Genomic DNA, 17,305 nt, shown 5'->3' with positions numbered 1-17,305 from the left:
AGCTGTGTTTTTTAGAATGATAGATTCACGGACAGAGCAAAGGATGGCAATGGTGGTGTAGTCCGTGATCCTAGTGTCATCTGTGAGGGATCCTGTCCTTTGAGTGCGGGAGAGGCTATCAAGAAGAGGTTGTATCCCTCTAGCCTGATGTTGGCAGACTTGAGTACTCGTGTCTTTTCGATGAGGTTGGTGGGCACCAGCCACGACAGGGAGGCACTTCTCAGTCGAATGTGGCTGCCATCAACGACACGCAGATCACTCTTGTTGTACATTTGCCAGCGGTTGTCGGCAAAGGAGTATTTGTAGATTCCGGATTCGCCGGTCAGGGGATTAAACTCTTTGTATCGGACATCGTCCAGTGTTTCATTGGTGACTACCGGAATATTGGTGTGTGCTTCGTCGCCCGGTTTGCGCCACCTGTTGACTAGGTCAGCCGAGAGGTTTTGCTGTGGCTTGGGAGTCCGTTGTCCGGCATCAGAGTAGAGATCGTTGAGGCGTACCTTGTTGCCCACGCTGTAGCTAAAGAAAAGGTTGAGCGTGAGGTCTCTCCATCTCAGAGAAGTCCCCACTCCGCCTTGTGAGATCGGGACTCTGCGTCCGGAGTTGACCATCACTTTCTTGAAAAACTCCTCTTGCGAATTCCCTTGATCTTTTGGATCCAATCCATAAAAGTCGGGAAGTCCGGCATCGGTCAGCCCTTTGAATCGGTAGGAGTAGAAGGTATTGACAGACTCTCCGTCCATGATGATGGAGCCATTCAGGTACTGTGGGTAGGTGTATTGGGTGTTGACGCCACCATCGGTTACGATGTTTTGGTTCCACCCACCGTTTAGGTTGAGTGTCCAGGTCCAATCTTTGGTACGTACGGGGACGGCTGTGAGCATGAAGTCCACTCCTTCGTTCTTCAGTGTTCCGGCATTGATTTGGACATTGCTTTTGCCGAGGGTCCGTGAGACACTCTTGTTGATCAGCTGGTCGGTACCCACACGTTGGTAGTAGTCGATGTTGAATGTCAGTCGGTTGTTGAATAGTGCTGTCTCAAACCCTAGATTGTACGAGGTGTTTTTCTCCCATCTCAGATAGGGGTTGGGGAGCTTGGTGATGTAGCTCTGAAAGAGACCGGATAGCTCCTCGTATTCTCCAAATCTCATGATGAGGTTGGGCGTCTGCTCATCCGATACATTTCCCTGCAGACCATACGAGGCTTTTAGTGCAAGCATATTGATCCATGGGGTATCTTTCAGGAAGTTTTCTTCGTGGATGTTCCATCGGCCGGATAGAGACCAAATCGGCAGAAAGCGTGCTTTGGGATCTTGTCCAAACTTGTTGGAGCCTTCTGCGCGCACATTGAATGTCAGGATGTACTTCCAGAGGTATGAGTACGTAATATTGGAGAAGATTGATACGAAGTTGGATAGACGGTTGGTCACTCGATCCGGGTTGTTGCGAAGCATCTCGCGATGGGCAAGCCATTTGCCCGGGTCGATGAACATAAATGTCTCGCCTCTGTCGGGGAGGTAGCCAAACTGCGTGCTGTTGACTCCGCTGTATCGGATGGATCGTATCTCCGGACCAATGTTGATGGACAGTGTGTGTCCCTCAAGTGGTCTCCAGTTGTAGAGCATCTGCATACGCCATTGCCAGCTCATGTTGCGCATGTTGTTGCTTTGGAGCTTACCACCGTAGGGGAGGAGAGCTTGTTGCTCATAGTAGGTTTTGGTCGTAGGCAATGGATCGCCATAGTTGACTCTCCTGAGCTTGGCCGCCTCATAGCTGCGCTCGTCGAACCAGATTTTTTGCTGAGTGTTGCTCATGTTGAGCCCAAACGTCGTGTTGATCTTGAGATCAGTGATCGGGCGGTACTCCAGGAAGGCGGTCATGTTGTAACCATTGGTCTTTAGTTGGTCGCCGGTGTGGTCTAGTTCATTCATCATGTTGAAGAGTAGCTGTGTGTTGTGTCCCTGCTGGTCGTTGTAAAAGACACGTTGGCACTCTTCATCGTATGCCGGTATTGCTCTGGAGGTCTGGAGCGCATAGCGGTATGGAGATATGGTTGGGTAGGTGTAGTCTTTGGTGCTACCGTTAGTCCTCAGTTGGAGTTGTCCGGTTATTTTCTTGGTCGGGCGTAGATTGAGCTTGATCATTCCGTTGTAGGACTGTACCCCTTTTCCTTGGATCACATCCGGGTCTATATTGATGTTGCCCGATGCATAGTAAGTCATCTTTTCGGTGCCTCCACTGATGCTGACGTTGTGCCGTTGTTGAATAATATTGTGAAACATCAGGCCGAACCAGTCGGTATTGACCTCTTCGAGATGTTTCACGGCTTCCAAAAACTGCTCTTCGTTCAGCTTACGATCGTAGAAGTCCATCAGGAGTCCCTCATATCCGATTCTGGATACGGCAAAAGGGTAGGCCAGGTGACGTGCCTCGATCTCTTTGGAGAGCTCTATGCGCTCCTTGGAGTTCATGAGGTTCATTTGGCCGTAGTTAGGGCGTTGACTAAAGGTGAGGCTACCGCTGTAGTTGACCGAAAAACGTCCCTCTGATCCCTTTTTGGTCGTGACCACGATCACTCCGTTGGCCGCTCTCACACCGTAGATAGCTGTGGCGGCTGCATCTTTCAGGACGTCGATTTTCTCGATATCCATTGGGTTGAGTCCGGAGATAGCGTTGCCGATGAGGTTGACGTTGTCCAGTGAGTTGATTTCCTCGGCCGACAACGGTACCGGGTCATCGAGTATGATACCATCCACTACCCATAGTGGGTCACGGCTTCCGGATAGTGTCGACACCCCACGCACGCGTATCTTGGCGGCGGCTCCGGGGGTGCTGATGTCGGTCAGGACGGTCATGCCGGGGATCTTGCCCATGAGCATATTGTCGATGGTCGACACATTGGAGGTGAGTACCTTGCCGGCATCGATTGTCACCACCGATGAGGTCGACAGTCGCTTGTCGGTGTCTTGGTAGCCGGTACTCTCCACCTCTACGCCTTGGAGGGTCTTTGTGTCATCTTGGAGGATGACATTGACCAGTGTGGAGGTGGGGGTCACCTCCTTGGCTTGCATACCCACAAAGGTACAGACCAGTACCACTGACTCCAGGCTGGGGACTTGTACGGTGTAGTTGCCATCCACATCAGCCACGGCTCCGCTCTTGGTTCCTTTGACGCGCACGGTTGCTCCGGGGAGGGGCTGACCACTGCTGTCGAGGATTTTTCCCCGTATGGTTTGCCAGTGACTGCGACTGCTGCTGACACGTATTTGCATCCCATTGCGTGAGTATCTGAGGTCTGTGCCACTAAAAACACCATTGAGGACATCGTCTATTTTGCCATTGGTTACCGATATGCGGACCCTCTTGGTGACGCCACTCAGTACATCGTGTGGTGTGTAGCTAAAGCGATAGTCTGTCTGTGCCTCGATAGCCTTGAGGACCTGGGCTACCGTGGCATCATCCAGGTTCAGGGTTACTTGATGCCTTACTTGACCAAAAAGAGGAAAGGTCAGGAGCAACAAAGCCGTCATCAGTAGTGAGCGAAAGTGTGACTGATTATTCATTTGTTTGTATTGATTTGAATGAGTTAGCCTATTTTAGTCAATTCCTTCCAAAAGGTACGAAATTTTTTGCAAAGAGGATGTTATTCCCAAAATCCGGCTCTTCGGTCGATCACGTTATGCGAGAGAAGGTCGCCCCCTGATCTTGTCGCCTTTGCCCCTTTTGTGGGTAGTCATTCTACGGTCGGTCGGAAAAAAACTTGCTGATCTTGCTCCGTATCAGTTGGTACTCTTCGGGAGAAAGGGGGATAGGGAGGGTAGCGGATTGTCCGCGATGGTAGGTCATGGCCCAGTTGGGAACCCGCTCGACAGATCCGTAGCGTTGCCTAAAACTCCTAGGCTTGTCTTGCGGTATGGGATCGGGGACCTCCCCGGCCTCGTAGGAGCGTAGGAGGTTGATCTCCTCTGTATGTTGTAGGATAAGGCGGTAGGGGGTGTCTGTCTGCTTATCCAGTAGCCCTTGTAGGTCGTAGAGAGCCACAAAGAGTCCATGTTGCACAAGATAGGGACTCAGTGCCTCTGTGGAGTATTCCCAGAGCGTTGTCCGATTGCGGGTATCGAGGAGCCTTTGGGCATAGTTCCGGATTACTTGCTTGTCGGTCGGTCGTTTGGCCATGGACAAAATCTCCAGATAGACCTTTTCGGCATCAAGGGGGGTGGCTCGGTAGAGACGTTCTCGGATGGTTGGGTCACTTGGCTTCAGATGTTGCAGGAGTCTCAGTGCGGTCAGTGCGGTCTCTTTTGCCCCCGTGTCGAGTGACTTTTCCAGTAGGAGCACTGCCTTGGCTGTGTCTCCCAGCATCAGGTGTGCCATGGCTTGGGTGGCTGTGAGTGCCTTGTCTCCTAGGGAGAGGCGTAGAGCTTCACCGTAGTTGCCGATGAGGAGGGCCCCCTCGGCACGTGCCGGTCGGTCGGCTGCCGGTGCAAAGTGGAGTACCAAGTCACCCCGTCCCAGTAGGCGTCCGAGCTGTAGGATCAGCGTGGTGTCACTGATTTCCAGGGCTGTCGCCAGGTAGCGCTCAGCCTCATCCTGGTGCGCCCGTGTGAGAGGGTAGAGGGTCCGTATGCTGTCGGGGCAGGTGTACTCCTCCAGGGCTTGGGCTTGGAGGGCCCCGACGCTTTGGGTCAGTCCATAGCGGGTGTTGAGCCTGCGGACCGTGTCGGAGAGGGCACAGCCGGCACAGAGTAGCGGGAGCAGTAGGAGTAGGAGGATATGGTGTCGGCCCTGCACCGGCAGTCAGCCCCTCCTCGTGCTCAGCAGGCCCAGCCCCCTACATGCAAAAAAGACCAGAGAGAGTAGGAGCACAGATAGTGCACCGGTCGGGAGGTTGAGGTAGTAGCTGCAAAAAAGTGCGGCCAGTGTCGCCAATACACTGAGCAGACAGGAGAAGGTGAGGATTTTCTTGAAGTCGGAGCTAAATAGATTGACCGTCATCTGTGGGATCGTGAGCATGCTCATCAGCATCATGATCCCCATCACCCGTATGCTTAGGACGATGCCGACACAGATCCAGACCATCATGGCGTAGCGGTAGAGGGTCACCGGCAGTCCTCTCGTCTGAGCGTAGTCGGGGTCAAAGGAGACGTAGAGTAATGGGAAGTAAAATAGGCAGACCAAGGGGATGGTCACCAGCAAAAATACGGCCAGCAGTAGTAGGTCTGTCTTGGTGATGAGTAGGATGTTGCCAAAAAGAAATGACGACAGCCCCGGAGTGTAACCCGGAGTGAGAAACGTGAATAGGACCCCCAGTGCCATGCCAAAACTCCAAATGGTTGCGATGGCCGAGTCGGAGCGGACTGCCCCCTTTTGTGCCAAAGCTTCCACCCCTATCCCGCTGAGGACGGCCGATATCATGGCATACAGTACCGGAGATTGGCCCAGCATGAAGCCTAGTCCCAGTCCGGCAAATGAACTGTGTGTAATCCCTCCGGAGATGAACACCATGCGACGGACCACGATGTAGCTGCCGAGGATGCCGGTGACAATCCCCGTGAGGAGGACACCGAGTAGTGCGTTCTGGAAGAAACTGTAGTGTAGGAGATCCATTGCCGATCCTGTGAGGGTACTAGGCCTCTTTTAGTCGTTGGGTCACATTCTCTCGAAGTGCGTCGGGGATGTGTAGCTGTCTCCGGTGGATACTGGTTACCCACTCTGCCACCTCATTTGGCCTAAGGGTGGTGAGCACATCTGCCCACTCTGCCACCTCGTCCGGACTGTAGTCTGTGGCTTTTTTGCCACGGTAGCGGTCCAGCTCCTCATCCTCAAAGTACGTGGGGGTGTCCACCTTGGTGTGCTTGCGGTGGCAGTTTACTCCGCCACAGCAACTGCCTCCCGCTGTACACCGCTCGAGCTCATCTGCTGTCCCATCGGTCCTTTGGCGGTAGCGACGCATGGCCACGACCATGGCTATGACTAGGAGGAGTAGGATGGAGAGAGTGAGTAGGGTGGGTAGCATGTCGGCGTGTCTGTGGATTTACCGCAATCGGTGCATGTAGCGGATGGTCTGCTCGTCTATAGCGATGGCGCGGTGTGCCAGATAGTCTAGGATCATGCAGATCAGAGGGATCGCCAGCGGAAGCCGGATCCCCATGTTGCTCATGAGGTCAGGTTGGTTGTTGAAGCTATAGCAGTAAAAGACCCCCAGCCCATAAAATCCAAACTTCAGGATCAAGCTAAACACCGTGATACGCATCTGCAATACTCGGTTGTTGAATAAAAAGATCGTCACCAAGCTCAGTAGGATCACGAGGATATTCAACCCGAGTAGAGCCCATGAGGGGGATACGATCTCGCCCCCGGCTGTCGCAAAACCGGTGCTCCCAAAGCTGTAGAGACTGGTCCCATCGGTGAGGACCAGCATGGGTAGAAATATTGGGATCAGCATCAGTAGCCCTGATGCGAGGAGGTATAGGGTCTGCTTGCGTTGGATCATATCAGGTCGTCCTGCTCGCGGTCGGCTGTGAGGTTGTCGAGGGGATTGCTGTAGCTGATCTCATCTTCCTCAAATTCTTTGGCGGCCACAAGTGTTGGCTTGGGGAGTTTTTCGTAAAACTTGGAGAGCTCGATCTGCTCGGTGTTTTCTTGGATCTCGTCCGACCCTTCGGTAAAGGCCGAAAACTCCATCAGCTTTTGCTCCAGGTCTTCCTTCATCTCGGCGGCCAATTGGTTGGATCGCTTTGCCATGACGACCACGGACTCGTAGAGGTTGCCGGTCTTGGCACTAAACTCGTCGAGATCACGGGTGATTGTGGTCTGGGGAACTGATTTTTTCTTACGTGTTTCCATTTATCCTTGCTGTTTGTTGTGATCAGTCTTCTTTTATGTTGCGCTCAGCGTACTGAAAGTATTTCTCCACTTCCGGGCGGTGTTTGCCTTCCGGGAATTCGTTGATGTAGTTGTAGTACTCGTCTCGCAGCTCTCTTAGTCGTGATTGTTGCTTGCTGATGACGGAGTTTTTGGCTACTTCGTACATGGAGGCCACCACGTAGTAGTGCATATCCTCGGCGTACTTGGAGTAGGGGTATTGCTTGAGTGCCGCACGAGCTGTGATGATGGCACTCTCGTAGTTGTTGAAGATGTAGTTTCCCAGGTTGAAGTAGAGCTCGATATTGAGTAGCTCCTTGAGCGCCAAGTGGTCTTGGAGGTCAAAAAGAGTCTGCTTGGCCTCCTCCGCCTTCTCGCTTTGGGGGTAGTGGTCCAGGAAGTCCTGCAACTCCTTGATCGCTGTGTAGGTGGACTCTTGATCCAAGCGGGGGTCCGGGGCATCTTGCGCCAATCCGTAGCCGGCGTAAAAGCGCGCCAGCTCACTGTACTCGCCATTGGTGTAGCGAGTGTAGTACTGCTTGAACGTCTTGTGCGCCAGATCATAGGCCTTTTGGTGGTAGTACGATTGTCCCAGCAGGTATAGGGCTTTTTCGCCTTGCGTGGTGCCGGTCATGTAGGGCACGATCACCTCCAACAGCTCTGTGGACTTGGTGTAGTCCCCTTGCTCATAGTACTTCAGGGCATAGGTGTACTTCTCCATCACGTCCGTACTCTCCTGTACCCGGATGTATTCACCACAGCCACTTAGGAGGAGGGTGAATAGGATGAGGAGCAGTGATCTCGTTTGTCTCATATTTCTGAATGCATTCGGAAAGTCATGTTCGATCGCAAAGTTACTGAAAATTACGCAACCCACGACCCCCTCCTTTGCACCTCTTCGGAATCTCCCATTACCTCTCCTTGGGCATGCCTCTGCCCGACCAAGATTTTTTTCTATCCGTGAACCCGATCGCTTTTATCCGTGAAAAGTTTCGCTTCTATCCGTGAAACCGATTGCTTCTATCCGTGAAACTTTGCTCCATTTGCAAGTGTTTGATTATCAGCGTCTCCAAAAGGCTCTTTTTTTGATCCCGAAAATCGCCCCTTTTTCCACCTCCTAAGGGCACCAAAAAGTGGTCCAAGGGTGGGGGAGTCCTTTTGTGCTTCATGGGGTACGATGTTGGTGCTGCACAGACCGAGTGCTGTCGGCACATTCGGTGTTTTTTTCAAAACAAAGTTGTAAATTGCAGAGACATGGGCATCGCTCCTTGATTTTCTCCGAGAGTTTTGTGTGTCGGCGGAAAGGCGTTGCCCGGTATTTGGAGATACAAGGCTATGAACGAAACAGTACTGATCATATATCTGGCTGGGGGGTGTTTTTGGGGTGTGGAGCACTACATGCAGTTGCTCCCCGGTGTGGTGGCGACGGAGGTGGGCTATGCCAATACCACTGTGAACCATCCCTCGTACGAAGAAGTGTGTACCGGCAAGACCGGTGCGGTCGAAACGGTGAAAGTGAGCTACGACAGTGGCAAGACTTCGCTCTCTTTTTTGCTGGATCAATTCTTTCAAATCATTGACCCTACCAGTCTCAATCGACAGGGTAATGACCGTGGCACACAGTACCGCACCGGTGTGTACTATGCAGATCCGGCTGATCGGCCTATCGTGATGAACGCCCTTGCGAGACTGCAAAGTAAGTACCCCGAGCCTCTACAGGTGGAGGTGAAGCCACTGAAGAATTACTTCGCGGCTGAGGCCTATCACCAGGATTACCTGGGCAGTCGTCCGGATGGATATTGCCATGTGCCGGTGTCAATGTTTGAGCATGCTCGGCGTGCAGTCGTCCCGGATGAGACAATAGAGTCCGACCGTGCGATCCGTGACGCTGAGCGGAGGCGACTGTCGGAGGGTAAGGCGGGGCTAAAGCGTAGACTGTCGTCCATTCAGTACGAAGTGACACAAAATGAGGCCACTGAGCGCCCATTTTCGAGCAAATACAATGATACGAATGCCGAGGGGATCTATGTGGACATAGTCTCCGGTGAGCCCCTCTTTTGCTCCAAGGACAAGTACGATGCCGGCTGTGGATGGCCCTCTTTTACGCGACCAATCCACAAGCAGGTGATCAATGAGAGGGCGGACTTCAAGATCGGCTATGAGCGCACCGAGGTGCGGAGTGCATCGGCCGACAGCCACTTGGGACATCTATTTGGTGACGGACCTGTGGACAAAGGAGGCCATCGCTATTGCATCAATGGCGCCGCACTGAGGTTTGTCCCAAAGAAAGAGATGAAAAAGGCGGGGTATGGCGACTACCTCTATCTATTTGAGGGAGATGGAATGGCGGTGAAATAAGGGCAAAACGAAATTCTTTGCGTAATTTTGGTCTCACGAAACAACTCACGATATAACTAAGACACACGTATGATGAACAATACAAAACATGAGATGGCGCGTAAGCTATTGGATATAAAGGCGGTGCGGCTGCAGCCCACGGCACCCTTTACGCTCGCCTCCGGCTGGAAGAGCCCCATATACTGCGACAACCGATTGACTCTCTCCTATCCGGAGGTTAGGTCGTACATCGCCGCTGAATTGGCAAAAATGGTGTGGGCGCTTTATCCGGATGCCACTATGATCTGTGGTGTGGCAACGGGTGCCATTGCTTCCGGAGTACTGGTGGCTGATCGCCTGGGACTACCGTTTTGCTACGTGCGTGGCAAGGCCAAGGATCATGGCCAGGGCAACCAGATAGAGGGTAACGTGAGCCCGGACGACCGTGTGGTGGTCATCGAGGATCTGATCTCCACCGGAGGAAGTAGCCTGAAGGCTGTGGAGGCGTTGCGCAATGCCGGACTGAATGTTTTGGGAATGGTGGCCAACTATACCCACAGGTTTGCTCAGGCAGAGGAGGCTTTTGGGCAGGCCGGAGTGGTTCTGCACACGCTCACGGACTACGATGCCCTGATAGAGGAGGCGGTCCGCTCGGGGTATGTGACGGAGGAGGATCTGTCGGTCCTCAAGGAGTGGCGCCAAGCTCCTGATGTGTGGCGCAAGGAGGAGTGATACCACAAAGACGCAAGAAGATCATGCAGACCTATACGAGCAGACCATTTACCATCAAGAAAGATAACGCCACAGTGTATGGGGTAATCAACTGCCCCAAGTCGCTGGAGGCTCTACTGGATAGAGCGAAGGATGTGTTGCCGGCCAAGGATGTTGTACTAGGTGAAGACAGTGTGTCGGTGAAGGCACCAATGATTGGAGAGCTCCGTTTTGTGCGTTCCGCATCCGAGGAGCCGAGCATGGTGAAGTACCAGGGCGAAGGAACGCCGGTCCCGATGGCCGTATGTGTGTACCTCACTCCCGATGGACTGGACCGCACCACCACACAGATCGCTGTGGAGGCTGATGTGCCACAGTTTTTGTCCGGGATGATCAAGATGAAAGTGAATCCACTGCTCGAAAAGGTGGCCAATACCCTGGAGAGCCTAGATCTAGATAAGTTGCTGGGTGCTGAGTAAGCCTAGTATTGCTTTTTATTTGGTGGGGCTAATGCTCTCCGCTGTGGCGTGTCGCAGTGTCGCACCGGACGAACGACAACGGATTCCCCCTGCCCCTGTGTGGTATCTCCTAGACCTCATGGGCGAGGGGTATGCACTCATGGAGCCGATCAGCATGGTGAGCATCGAGCATCCACGTACCGCCGAGGATAGAGTGGGGTATGGCGGATTGGTGGTCGTCCACCTATCCGGGATTGGTGAGCCCTTTTGCGCCTACGAAGCGGCATGCCCCTATGATTGGCCGACGGTCGTATCGGTACAACCCATGCCGGAAAAGCAACTCCCCGAGGGAACTCTGCTCGCTGTACAGTGCCCAAGGTGTGGAACAGTGTACGACCTCACCCTCGGACTAGGACAACCCCTCAATGGCCCGGCAAGGCTCCCCCTAACCCCATATCGGTGTAGAAGGGTGGGGGATAGGTTGCTGATTACCAACTAACTCCCGATCTTTGTCAACCCATACAACCCCAGCAGTGATGTACAAACCATTCCTCAAGTCCATAGCCGACCATTTCTATGCCCATCATAGGTCCGAACTGAAGCTGTATCGGTTTTATTTCCAAAACCGTAGGGCGGGGTTGTTTTTTTTGTACTACCTCAAGGAGAATGCCCAGGCGGCCAAGCAGACGATTATACTGCCACAGGTGACAACACTTGTGGAGCAGCTGAGGCGAAAGTGTCACTTGCCGGAGGCGGATGTCAACAACCAGCTACTGGTGATCTATCAGCTCTACCTTACGCTCCGGGAACTTGGCCTGAAGGTCGGAGAATCCACCTTCAGCGACTTTTACCGACTGGGAGAGTACATTATCAATGACTTTGGCGACCTAGACAAGCACCTCAAGGACCCCGAGCAGATCTACACCAATGCGGCTGACCTTGCGGAACTATCGGTTGATACCGACTATCTGGACGAGCACCAACGTGACTCGATCAAGCGCTTCTTTAGTCACATCTTGGACTCCCAGCTCTCGCACGAAAAATCCTTCTATAGCCTCTTCAAGGCTATGCCTAGTGCGTATGATCTGCTCAAAAAACGCCTCCGGGAGACCAACCTAGCCTACGATGGAATGGTGATGAGGAGGATATGTGAGGAGGTGCAGAATGGGGAGAGATCTCTCATTGAGGACGGCTTTCGCAACGTTTTTGTGGGGCTCAACTCTCTCTCCGTCGTGGAGCGAAAATTGCTGAAACACTACCAAGAGGATCCGAATACACGCTTCTATTGGGACTATGAGGGTGTGGCACTCCAAGAGGGACAGATAGCAGGAGCCTTCAAGCTACAAAATGAGAAAAACTTTCCCTCCCCGACCCCACCAAGTCTCGACTATATAGACTTTGAGAAGGTCAACACCTTGCCCGAGATTGACTTGGTGTCCATCCCCTCCAAGGTGGCGCAGGCTGTATTTGTCGGCGACAACTGTATCAATCAAATGTGCGAGGAGTGGAAGGACAAAATCAATGATCTACAGGTCGCTGTCGTGCTACCCAACGAGCGACTGCTGATGCCCCTCTTGAGCAACCTCAGAGCTGACCTTGGGTGTGAGGTCAATGTCACTATGGGGTATCCCTTGCGCGAAATGCCACTGGTCGGGATGTTCATGCGCCTGATAGCGATCCTCAAGCAAGTGCGACTACGTTACGCCTCCAAGGGGGGAACCTATTGGCGAGGAGTGGAGATCAAGGAGATCTTGGCCGGTAGCTCATTGGACCCTTTCTTTGAGGACAATGACCTACGGCAGAGAATCGTCGAAAAGATCAATAAGGAGAAGTGCTTTCGTATTCATACAAAAGAGGCAATGTCTCGGATCTGGGACTTCCCGGACACCAATGACGACCAGCGCAACTTTTTGGACCACCTCTTTTTTTATCCCGAGAGGGACGATGGCACGACCCAAGGCGGGCTGGCACTCCTAGAGTACTTCATCGATCTGGTAGAGCGGTTGATGGACGAACCATCGGCTCCAGAAGATGAGCAAGCACCTTATACCGCCGAACGCTCTGTCCTACCCTTTCTCCGAGACCTCCTCGTGGATCGGCGCACAGCGATCTGCGACCACCTGGCCGAGAACCCCAGGTCCGAGGCCTTTGGTGCCACCATCATGGAGGATCTCTTGCACTCCCTCTTTACCTACGCACGCATACCATACAAGGGAGAGCCGCTCAAGGGGCTACAAGTGATGGGGGTATTGGAGACCCGTGGACTGGACTTTGATATCGTCCTCATCCCCGATGCCACAGAGGGGGTCCTGCCAGGCTACAGCCACCTCAAGAGTATCATACCACATGTCATCCGTCTGGGGCATGGGTTACCGACCTATGAGTGGCATGAGCGGACACGTGCCTACAATTTCTTTCGCCTCATCTCACGAGCCTCGCAGCTGTATTGCACCTACGATGCGCGACGCAGTCACCTCTCCAGTGGCGAGCCATCCCGCTATTTCCGCCTGATCGAGTACCTCTACGACAAGTCCGGCACCGGCGTGACCCATCGCTCTGCCGGCTATCCTTTGAGGATTGGTGCCACACCACACGAAACTTTTCGCCCGGATCCCGAAAAGTGTGCGGCCTTCCGAGAGTCAGTCACCACCGGATCACGCCACCTATCTGCTTCGGCTCTAAATGAGTTTTTGAGCTGTCCTCTCAGGTTTTATGCTGCCAAGGTGGAGGGGATCGGTGACCAGGACGAGCTGGCCGAGACAATGGACACCAGGATCGTTGGTACGGTGGTACACAACACTTTGCACGACCTCTACAGCCCTTTTGAGGGACGGGCCTTTGACTTTGGCAAGCTCCGGAGTTGGCTCGACGCGGAAAATACTGATATCGACAGGGCGATCCTAAAAAGCTACGAAAAAGAGTTTGGGCGAAAAGAGATGGGGGCATTTGACCAACTGTTGGCCTCCGGAGCCCGAGCCATGGTCCGAAACGTGATCGACCATGACCTCAAGCAGCAGTCGACACTGACCCGCTACATCGGTGGCGAAGTGCGGTTTGAGTCCAAAGTCCCCCTTAGGGAGGGTAAGAGCGTAAACATAGTGGGCTACATCGATCGACTCCACACAGATATCGACGGTGCTCTGCACATCGTCGACTTCAAGACCGGCAACGTCGACCCCAAGACCCCATTGGACATAGCCGACGATCGTGCCAAAAACAACAAAGCAGGCATGCAGCTTCTCCTCTACTCTCTCATGCTCAGCGACCGTAGTAAGTACCAAACCACCTTTGACAGAGTCCAATACGACAGGATCATCCCAGAGCTCTACAAGCCCTTGGCCAAGGACTTTACGGTACTGAAGGTAAAGAAAGGCACCCGCTACTACGAGGACCTACTCGACTTTTCCTCCATCCAAGACACCGTGGCGGAGATCATCCCCGACCTACTGGACGAGATCGTAGACCCCCAGCAGAGCTATGTGGCTACGCCCAATATCTCCGCCTGTAGCTACTGCCCCATCGCCAACCTATGCTCACAAGTCGTCAAGTCATGAAAGTACAGGTCCTCAACAACGGTCGCACCGACTACTCGGACGCACTCCGACAGCAAGAGTACTACTTTCAAAAAGCCGTGACCGCTCACACCAATGGCCAAAAAACAGCCCACCACCTCCTCCTAAACGAGCACAACCCCATCCTGACCCTGGGCCTACATGCCGACCCCAAAAATATCCTCTACCCAAAAGAGATCCTCGACCAAGCCGGCATACAGGTGTGCCAAACCAACCGAGGGGGAGATGTCACCTACCATGGTCCCGGACAGTGGGTCGTCTATCCGATATTTGACCTCACAGAGCTCGGACTGGGCATACGAGACTACGTCCACTCTCTCGAGCAAGTGGCTATCACCGTGCTCAGTGACTATGGACTGCAGGGAGAGCGGATACCGGGCGCATCCGGAGTCTGGATGCACAGCCACACCCCCACACCCAAAAAGATTTGTGCCGTCGGAGTCAAAGTCAGCCACTGCATCACCATGCACGGTATTGCTTTCAACGTCAGCGTACCACCGGACGACTTTCGCTGGATCAACCCCTGTGGCTTTTCCGACAAAGGCGTCACCAACCTATGCCTCGAAGCCGGACAGACCATCTCGATGGACGAAGTCGCACAGAGACTGATCACCGCATTCGGACAAATATTTGACCGACCAATAGAGCTTTTGACACCATGAAGAGCATCGCCACATTTTCTCCCTACCACTCCTTCAGCAGAGAAGCATGGAGCCGACTCGACAGCCACCCGGACTTCCCCTTCTCCGAAATAAACCTACACCAGCTCCAAGCACTCAACGAACCACTTACCGTCGACGAAGTCCGAGACATCTACCTCCCACTTTGTCGCCTCCTGCAGATCCATATCCAGCACCACAAAAATCTACACCGAGAGTACAGCCAGTTCTTTCACCGTGAAGTCCAGCATGTCCCCTACGTCATCGGGATCGCCGGAAGCGTCGCTGTCGGAAAAAGCACCACCGCCAGAGTCCTGCACAAACTCCTCTCCATGAACGACGCCACACCAAACGTCGCCCTCATCACCACCGACGGATTCCTCTACCCAAACGCCACACTTGAGCAAAAAGGGATACTCAACCGCAAAGGATTCCCAGAAAGCTACGACGCCACAAAACTTATCAACTTCCTCGCCGCCATCAAGAGCGGACGACGCAACCTCCACACCCCAACCTACTCACACCTCTACTACGACGTGATCCCCGACCAGTACGACATCATCGACCAGCCCGATGTCCTCATCGTAGAGGGAATAAACGTCCTGCAAGTCAACACCACCCCCAACTTTGATCGCCGAAAGATCTTCGTATCCGACTTCTTCGACTTCTCCATCTATGTCGACGCAGACCCAGAGAGCATCCGAAGCTGGTACGTACACCGATTTTTACTCCTCCAAAAAACCGCATTTCAGCAACCCGACTCCTTCTTTTACCAATACGCAGACCTGACCGAAGCACAAGCAATAGACTTCGCCAACAAGATTTGGGACGAGATCAACCTCCCCAACCTCCGAGACAACATCCAGCCAACCAGGCTCCGCTCCTCCCTAATCCTAGAGAAAAGCAACGACCACACCGTCCGAAACATCCGGCTCCGAAAAGTCTGATGCCCCAACCTCCCACTAGCCCCCTCAAAAGCATAAAAAGAAGCAGAGCACCGAGGCCAATCGACCTCGTACCATCGCCACCACATAAATACTGAAGGTGAGCCAAGGCCCAAACGCCTCGGCGCACCCTCGTTTTTTTTGCTCCTTTTTGGGCCTAAAAAAACTTACCTTTCAACAGCCTGAAACACAGCTCTGTACAAAGCCCCTAATCTTTCACGGATAGAAGCGATCAGTTTCACGGATAGAAGCAAAACTCTTCACGGATAGAATCAAAACCCTTCACGGACAAAAGCTCCCCCTCCCATCCATTTTCCCCCTCCGATTAGTACACCACGCATTTGAAAATAGCCTTTCCAATCTTCTGCTCTGTCTTAGGTGGATGGTAATCTCTTTTCAACTTTTGTACAAGGCATATCTTTGTCGGTTTAGCAATTTTGTTTGTGGTTAACATTCATGCTGGTTTAGATTGTAAATAAATTTTGTTATTACACGTCTCTTTGTGTATTCTGTTTTTAATTATGGTTTTTACTGAGCATAGTTTATTATCGAAAGTGCGCAATAGTGGGTTCTGTATGCGCAAAATGTGCTCTTTTGGCGTTTCTTTTTGTTTAGCTTTGTAAAAACCATATAGGGCTACACTTTGTGAGGGTGGATCTATGACAGATTAACCAAAATGTAGCAATTATCTACTAAAACACACACAAGACGAAAAATCAAACAAACTAATCAAGCAAGAGAATAATTAACTACCAAGCTATCTAACTTTATGAGAAATCTGAAACAAACTAAACTTTTGTTGGCATTTGCCCTTTTAATGGTTGGATGTACCAGTCATGATTGGCCTGTGCAGCAAAAGAAAGCGGCACCGATCAGTGACGTGAAGGCCACTTCTGTCAACCCCGGTGAAATCGTTATATCGTGGAAATTGGATGAGGCCAAGGGAGATGCAGATAGGATTGGTGTCCTCGCAACCTATTTTGATCCGATACAGAATACGAAGATGGAGCGTATGGCGGCTGCCAACGAAACTAGTGTTGTGATACCAAATACCGCAAAAGTAGCTGGGGAGTATACCTTTGTTGTTCGTTCAGTAAGCAGTAGCGGTCAGTTTGGGAAAGCCTACACTTTGACAGCGACTAGCCTCCCTATGACCAAGCAATACACTCCGTCTGATTTTAGGGATATACCGCTTACTGTTGATATGGTTACGACCAATGCACAAGAATGGACTGAAGGCCCGATAGAAAACTTGGTCGATGGAGATGTGAATAACTACTTCCACTCCGATTGGCACGGTGCTTGGCAGGAGTTGCACTATATTCAGGTAGACCTAAAAGACGACAGCCATGGTGGAAAATATCTGAGGTTTGGGTATGTGCCAAGACCCAAAAACAGCTCCGGCGCACCAAAAGTGGCTCGCATCCTTACTAGTGCCGATGGTAATACTTGGAGCGTAGCAGCAGAGGCAACAAACTATGGACTTCCGGCAATGACTGGTGATCGAAAAGATGGCGATTACTTCTTGATGCCTAAGGGTGCTCGATACATTAGGTTTGTTCCACTGGTAAGACACGATGGGGTAGATCTTCAGGCTATGCTGGGAATAAGAGGGGCGAGTTTCTTCCATATGGGAGAGCTCTATTTGTCCCAGTCATATGGTCAAGATGTGTATGATCCCGAAGTGGATGTAAAAAAACAGATTGATGCTTATAAGCATGCGGATAACGAAAAGAAGTAACAGTGCTCAATTAATAACA

15 protein-coding genes are annotated in these 17,305 nt (G+C 52.3%); 8 read left to right on the top strand and 7 right to left on the bottom strand.

Translation table 11 applies throughout. The features are described from left to right. Positions 1-11 precede the first annotated feature (11 nt). The 7 genes from AC1EK1_RS02450 to AC1EK1_RS02420 all read right to left on the bottom strand — a co-directional run bounded on the left by AC1EK1_RS02450 (position 12) and on the right by AC1EK1_RS02420 (position 7,678). Positions 12-3,563 (bottom strand): SusC/RagA family TonB-linked outer membrane protein, encoded by a 3,552-nt coding sequence (locus tag AC1EK1_RS02450; protein ID WP_480305494.1) that lies wholly within the window; start codon positions 3,561-3,563, stop codon positions 12-14. A gap of 175 nt (positions 3,564-3,738) precedes the next feature. Further along, positions 3,739-4,791 carry a hypothetical protein gene (locus AC1EK1_RS02445; RefSeq protein ID WP_480305493.1) on the bottom strand — a complete coding sequence of 351 codons (1,053 nt, stop codon included), beginning with the start codon at positions 4,789-4,791 and terminating at the stop codon, positions 3,739-3,741. Positions 4,792-4,797: 6 nt separating this feature from the next. Next, a complete protein-coding gene (locus AC1EK1_RS02440) occupies positions 4,798-5,607 on the bottom strand; it encodes a metal ABC transporter permease (protein ID WP_480305491.1) in 810 nt (269 codons plus the stop codon). A gap of 19 nt (positions 5,608-5,626) precedes the next feature. Further along, positions 5,627-6,016, bottom strand: coding sequence for a hypothetical protein (locus tag AC1EK1_RS02435; RefSeq protein WP_480305489.1), 390 nt, complete (start codon positions 6,014-6,016; stop codon positions 5,627-5,629). 18 nt (positions 6,017-6,034) lie between these two features. Beyond that, positions 6,035-6,493: a DUF4293 domain-containing protein gene (locus tag AC1EK1_RS02430; RefSeq protein WP_480305488.1), complete on the bottom strand. Its 459-nt coding sequence runs from the start codon at positions 6,491-6,493 to the stop codon at positions 6,035-6,037. Further along, on the bottom strand, positions 6,490-6,846 hold the full coding sequence (locus AC1EK1_RS02425; protein WP_480305486.1) for a DNA-directed RNA polymerase subunit omega: 357 nt from the start codon (positions 6,844-6,846) through the stop codon (positions 6,490-6,492). Before AC1EK1_RS02425 ends, AC1EK1_RS02430 begins: the two co-directional genes overlap by 4 nt. A 22-nt stretch (positions 6,847-6,868) precedes the next feature. Then, positions 6,869-7,678, bottom strand: a complete 810-nt coding sequence (locus AC1EK1_RS02420; protein ID WP_480305485.1) for an outer membrane protein assembly factor BamD — start codon at positions 7,676-7,678, stop codon at positions 6,869-6,871. A 521-nt stretch (positions 7,679-8,199) separates the two neighbouring features. Here AC1EK1_RS02420 and msrB point away from each other — a divergent pair. The 8 genes from msrB to AC1EK1_RS02380 all read left to right on the top strand — a co-directional run bounded on the left by msrB (position 8,200) and on the right by AC1EK1_RS02380 (position 17,286). Continuing rightward, a complete protein-coding gene (msrB, locus tag AC1EK1_RS02415; RefSeq protein ID WP_480305484.1) occupies positions 8,200-9,222 on the top strand; it encodes a peptide-methionine (R)-S-oxide reductase MsrB in 1,023 nt (340 codons plus the stop codon). A gap of 72 nt (positions 9,223-9,294) precedes the next feature. Further along, positions 9,295-9,933, top strand: coding sequence for an orotate phosphoribosyltransferase (gene pyrE / locus AC1EK1_RS02410; protein WP_480305590.1), 639 nt, complete (start codon positions 9,295-9,297; stop codon positions 9,931-9,933). Continuing rightward, the gene (locus AC1EK1_RS02405) at positions 9,930-10,391 is read left to right on the top strand and encodes a hypothetical protein (RefSeq protein WP_480307227.1); all 462 of its coding nucleotides are present in this window, start codon (positions 9,930-9,932) and stop codon (positions 10,389-10,391) included. Before pyrE ends, AC1EK1_RS02405 begins: the two co-directional genes overlap by 4 nt. Further along, positions 10,381-10,869, top strand: coding sequence for a Rieske (2Fe-2S) protein (locus AC1EK1_RS02400; protein WP_480305481.1), 489 nt, complete (start codon positions 10,381-10,383; stop codon positions 10,867-10,869). The genes AC1EK1_RS02405 and AC1EK1_RS02400 overlap by 11 nt, the downstream gene beginning before the upstream one ends. Positions 10,870-10,906: 37 nt before the next feature. After that, positions 10,907-13,924: a PD-(D/E)XK nuclease family protein gene (locus AC1EK1_RS02395; protein WP_480305480.1), complete on the top strand. Its 3,018-nt coding sequence runs from the start codon at positions 10,907-10,909 to the stop codon at positions 13,922-13,924. Then, positions 13,900-14,604: a lipoyl(octanoyl) transferase LipB gene (lipB, locus tag AC1EK1_RS02390; protein ID WP_480307225.1), complete on the top strand. Its 705-nt coding sequence runs from the start codon at positions 13,900-13,902 to the stop codon at positions 14,602-14,604. Before AC1EK1_RS02395 ends, lipB begins: the two co-directional genes overlap by 25 nt. After that, positions 14,601-15,548 (top strand): type I pantothenate kinase, encoded by a 948-nt coding sequence (gene coaA, locus AC1EK1_RS02385; protein ID WP_480305477.1) that lies wholly within the window; start codon positions 14,601-14,603, stop codon positions 15,546-15,548. Before lipB ends, coaA begins: the two co-directional genes overlap by 4 nt. Positions 15,549-16,314: 766 nt before the next feature. Then, complete coding sequence (locus tag AC1EK1_RS02380) at positions 16,315-17,286, top strand: discoidin domain-containing protein (RefSeq protein ID WP_480305476.1); 972 nt, start codon at positions 16,315-16,317, stop codon at positions 17,284-17,286. The last annotated feature ends 19 nt before the right edge of the window (positions 17,287-17,305 follow it).

This window comes from Porphyromonas sp. C0026D3, from assembly GCF_056590775.1.
This window is presented reverse-complemented; position numbering and strand designations above follow the sequence as displayed.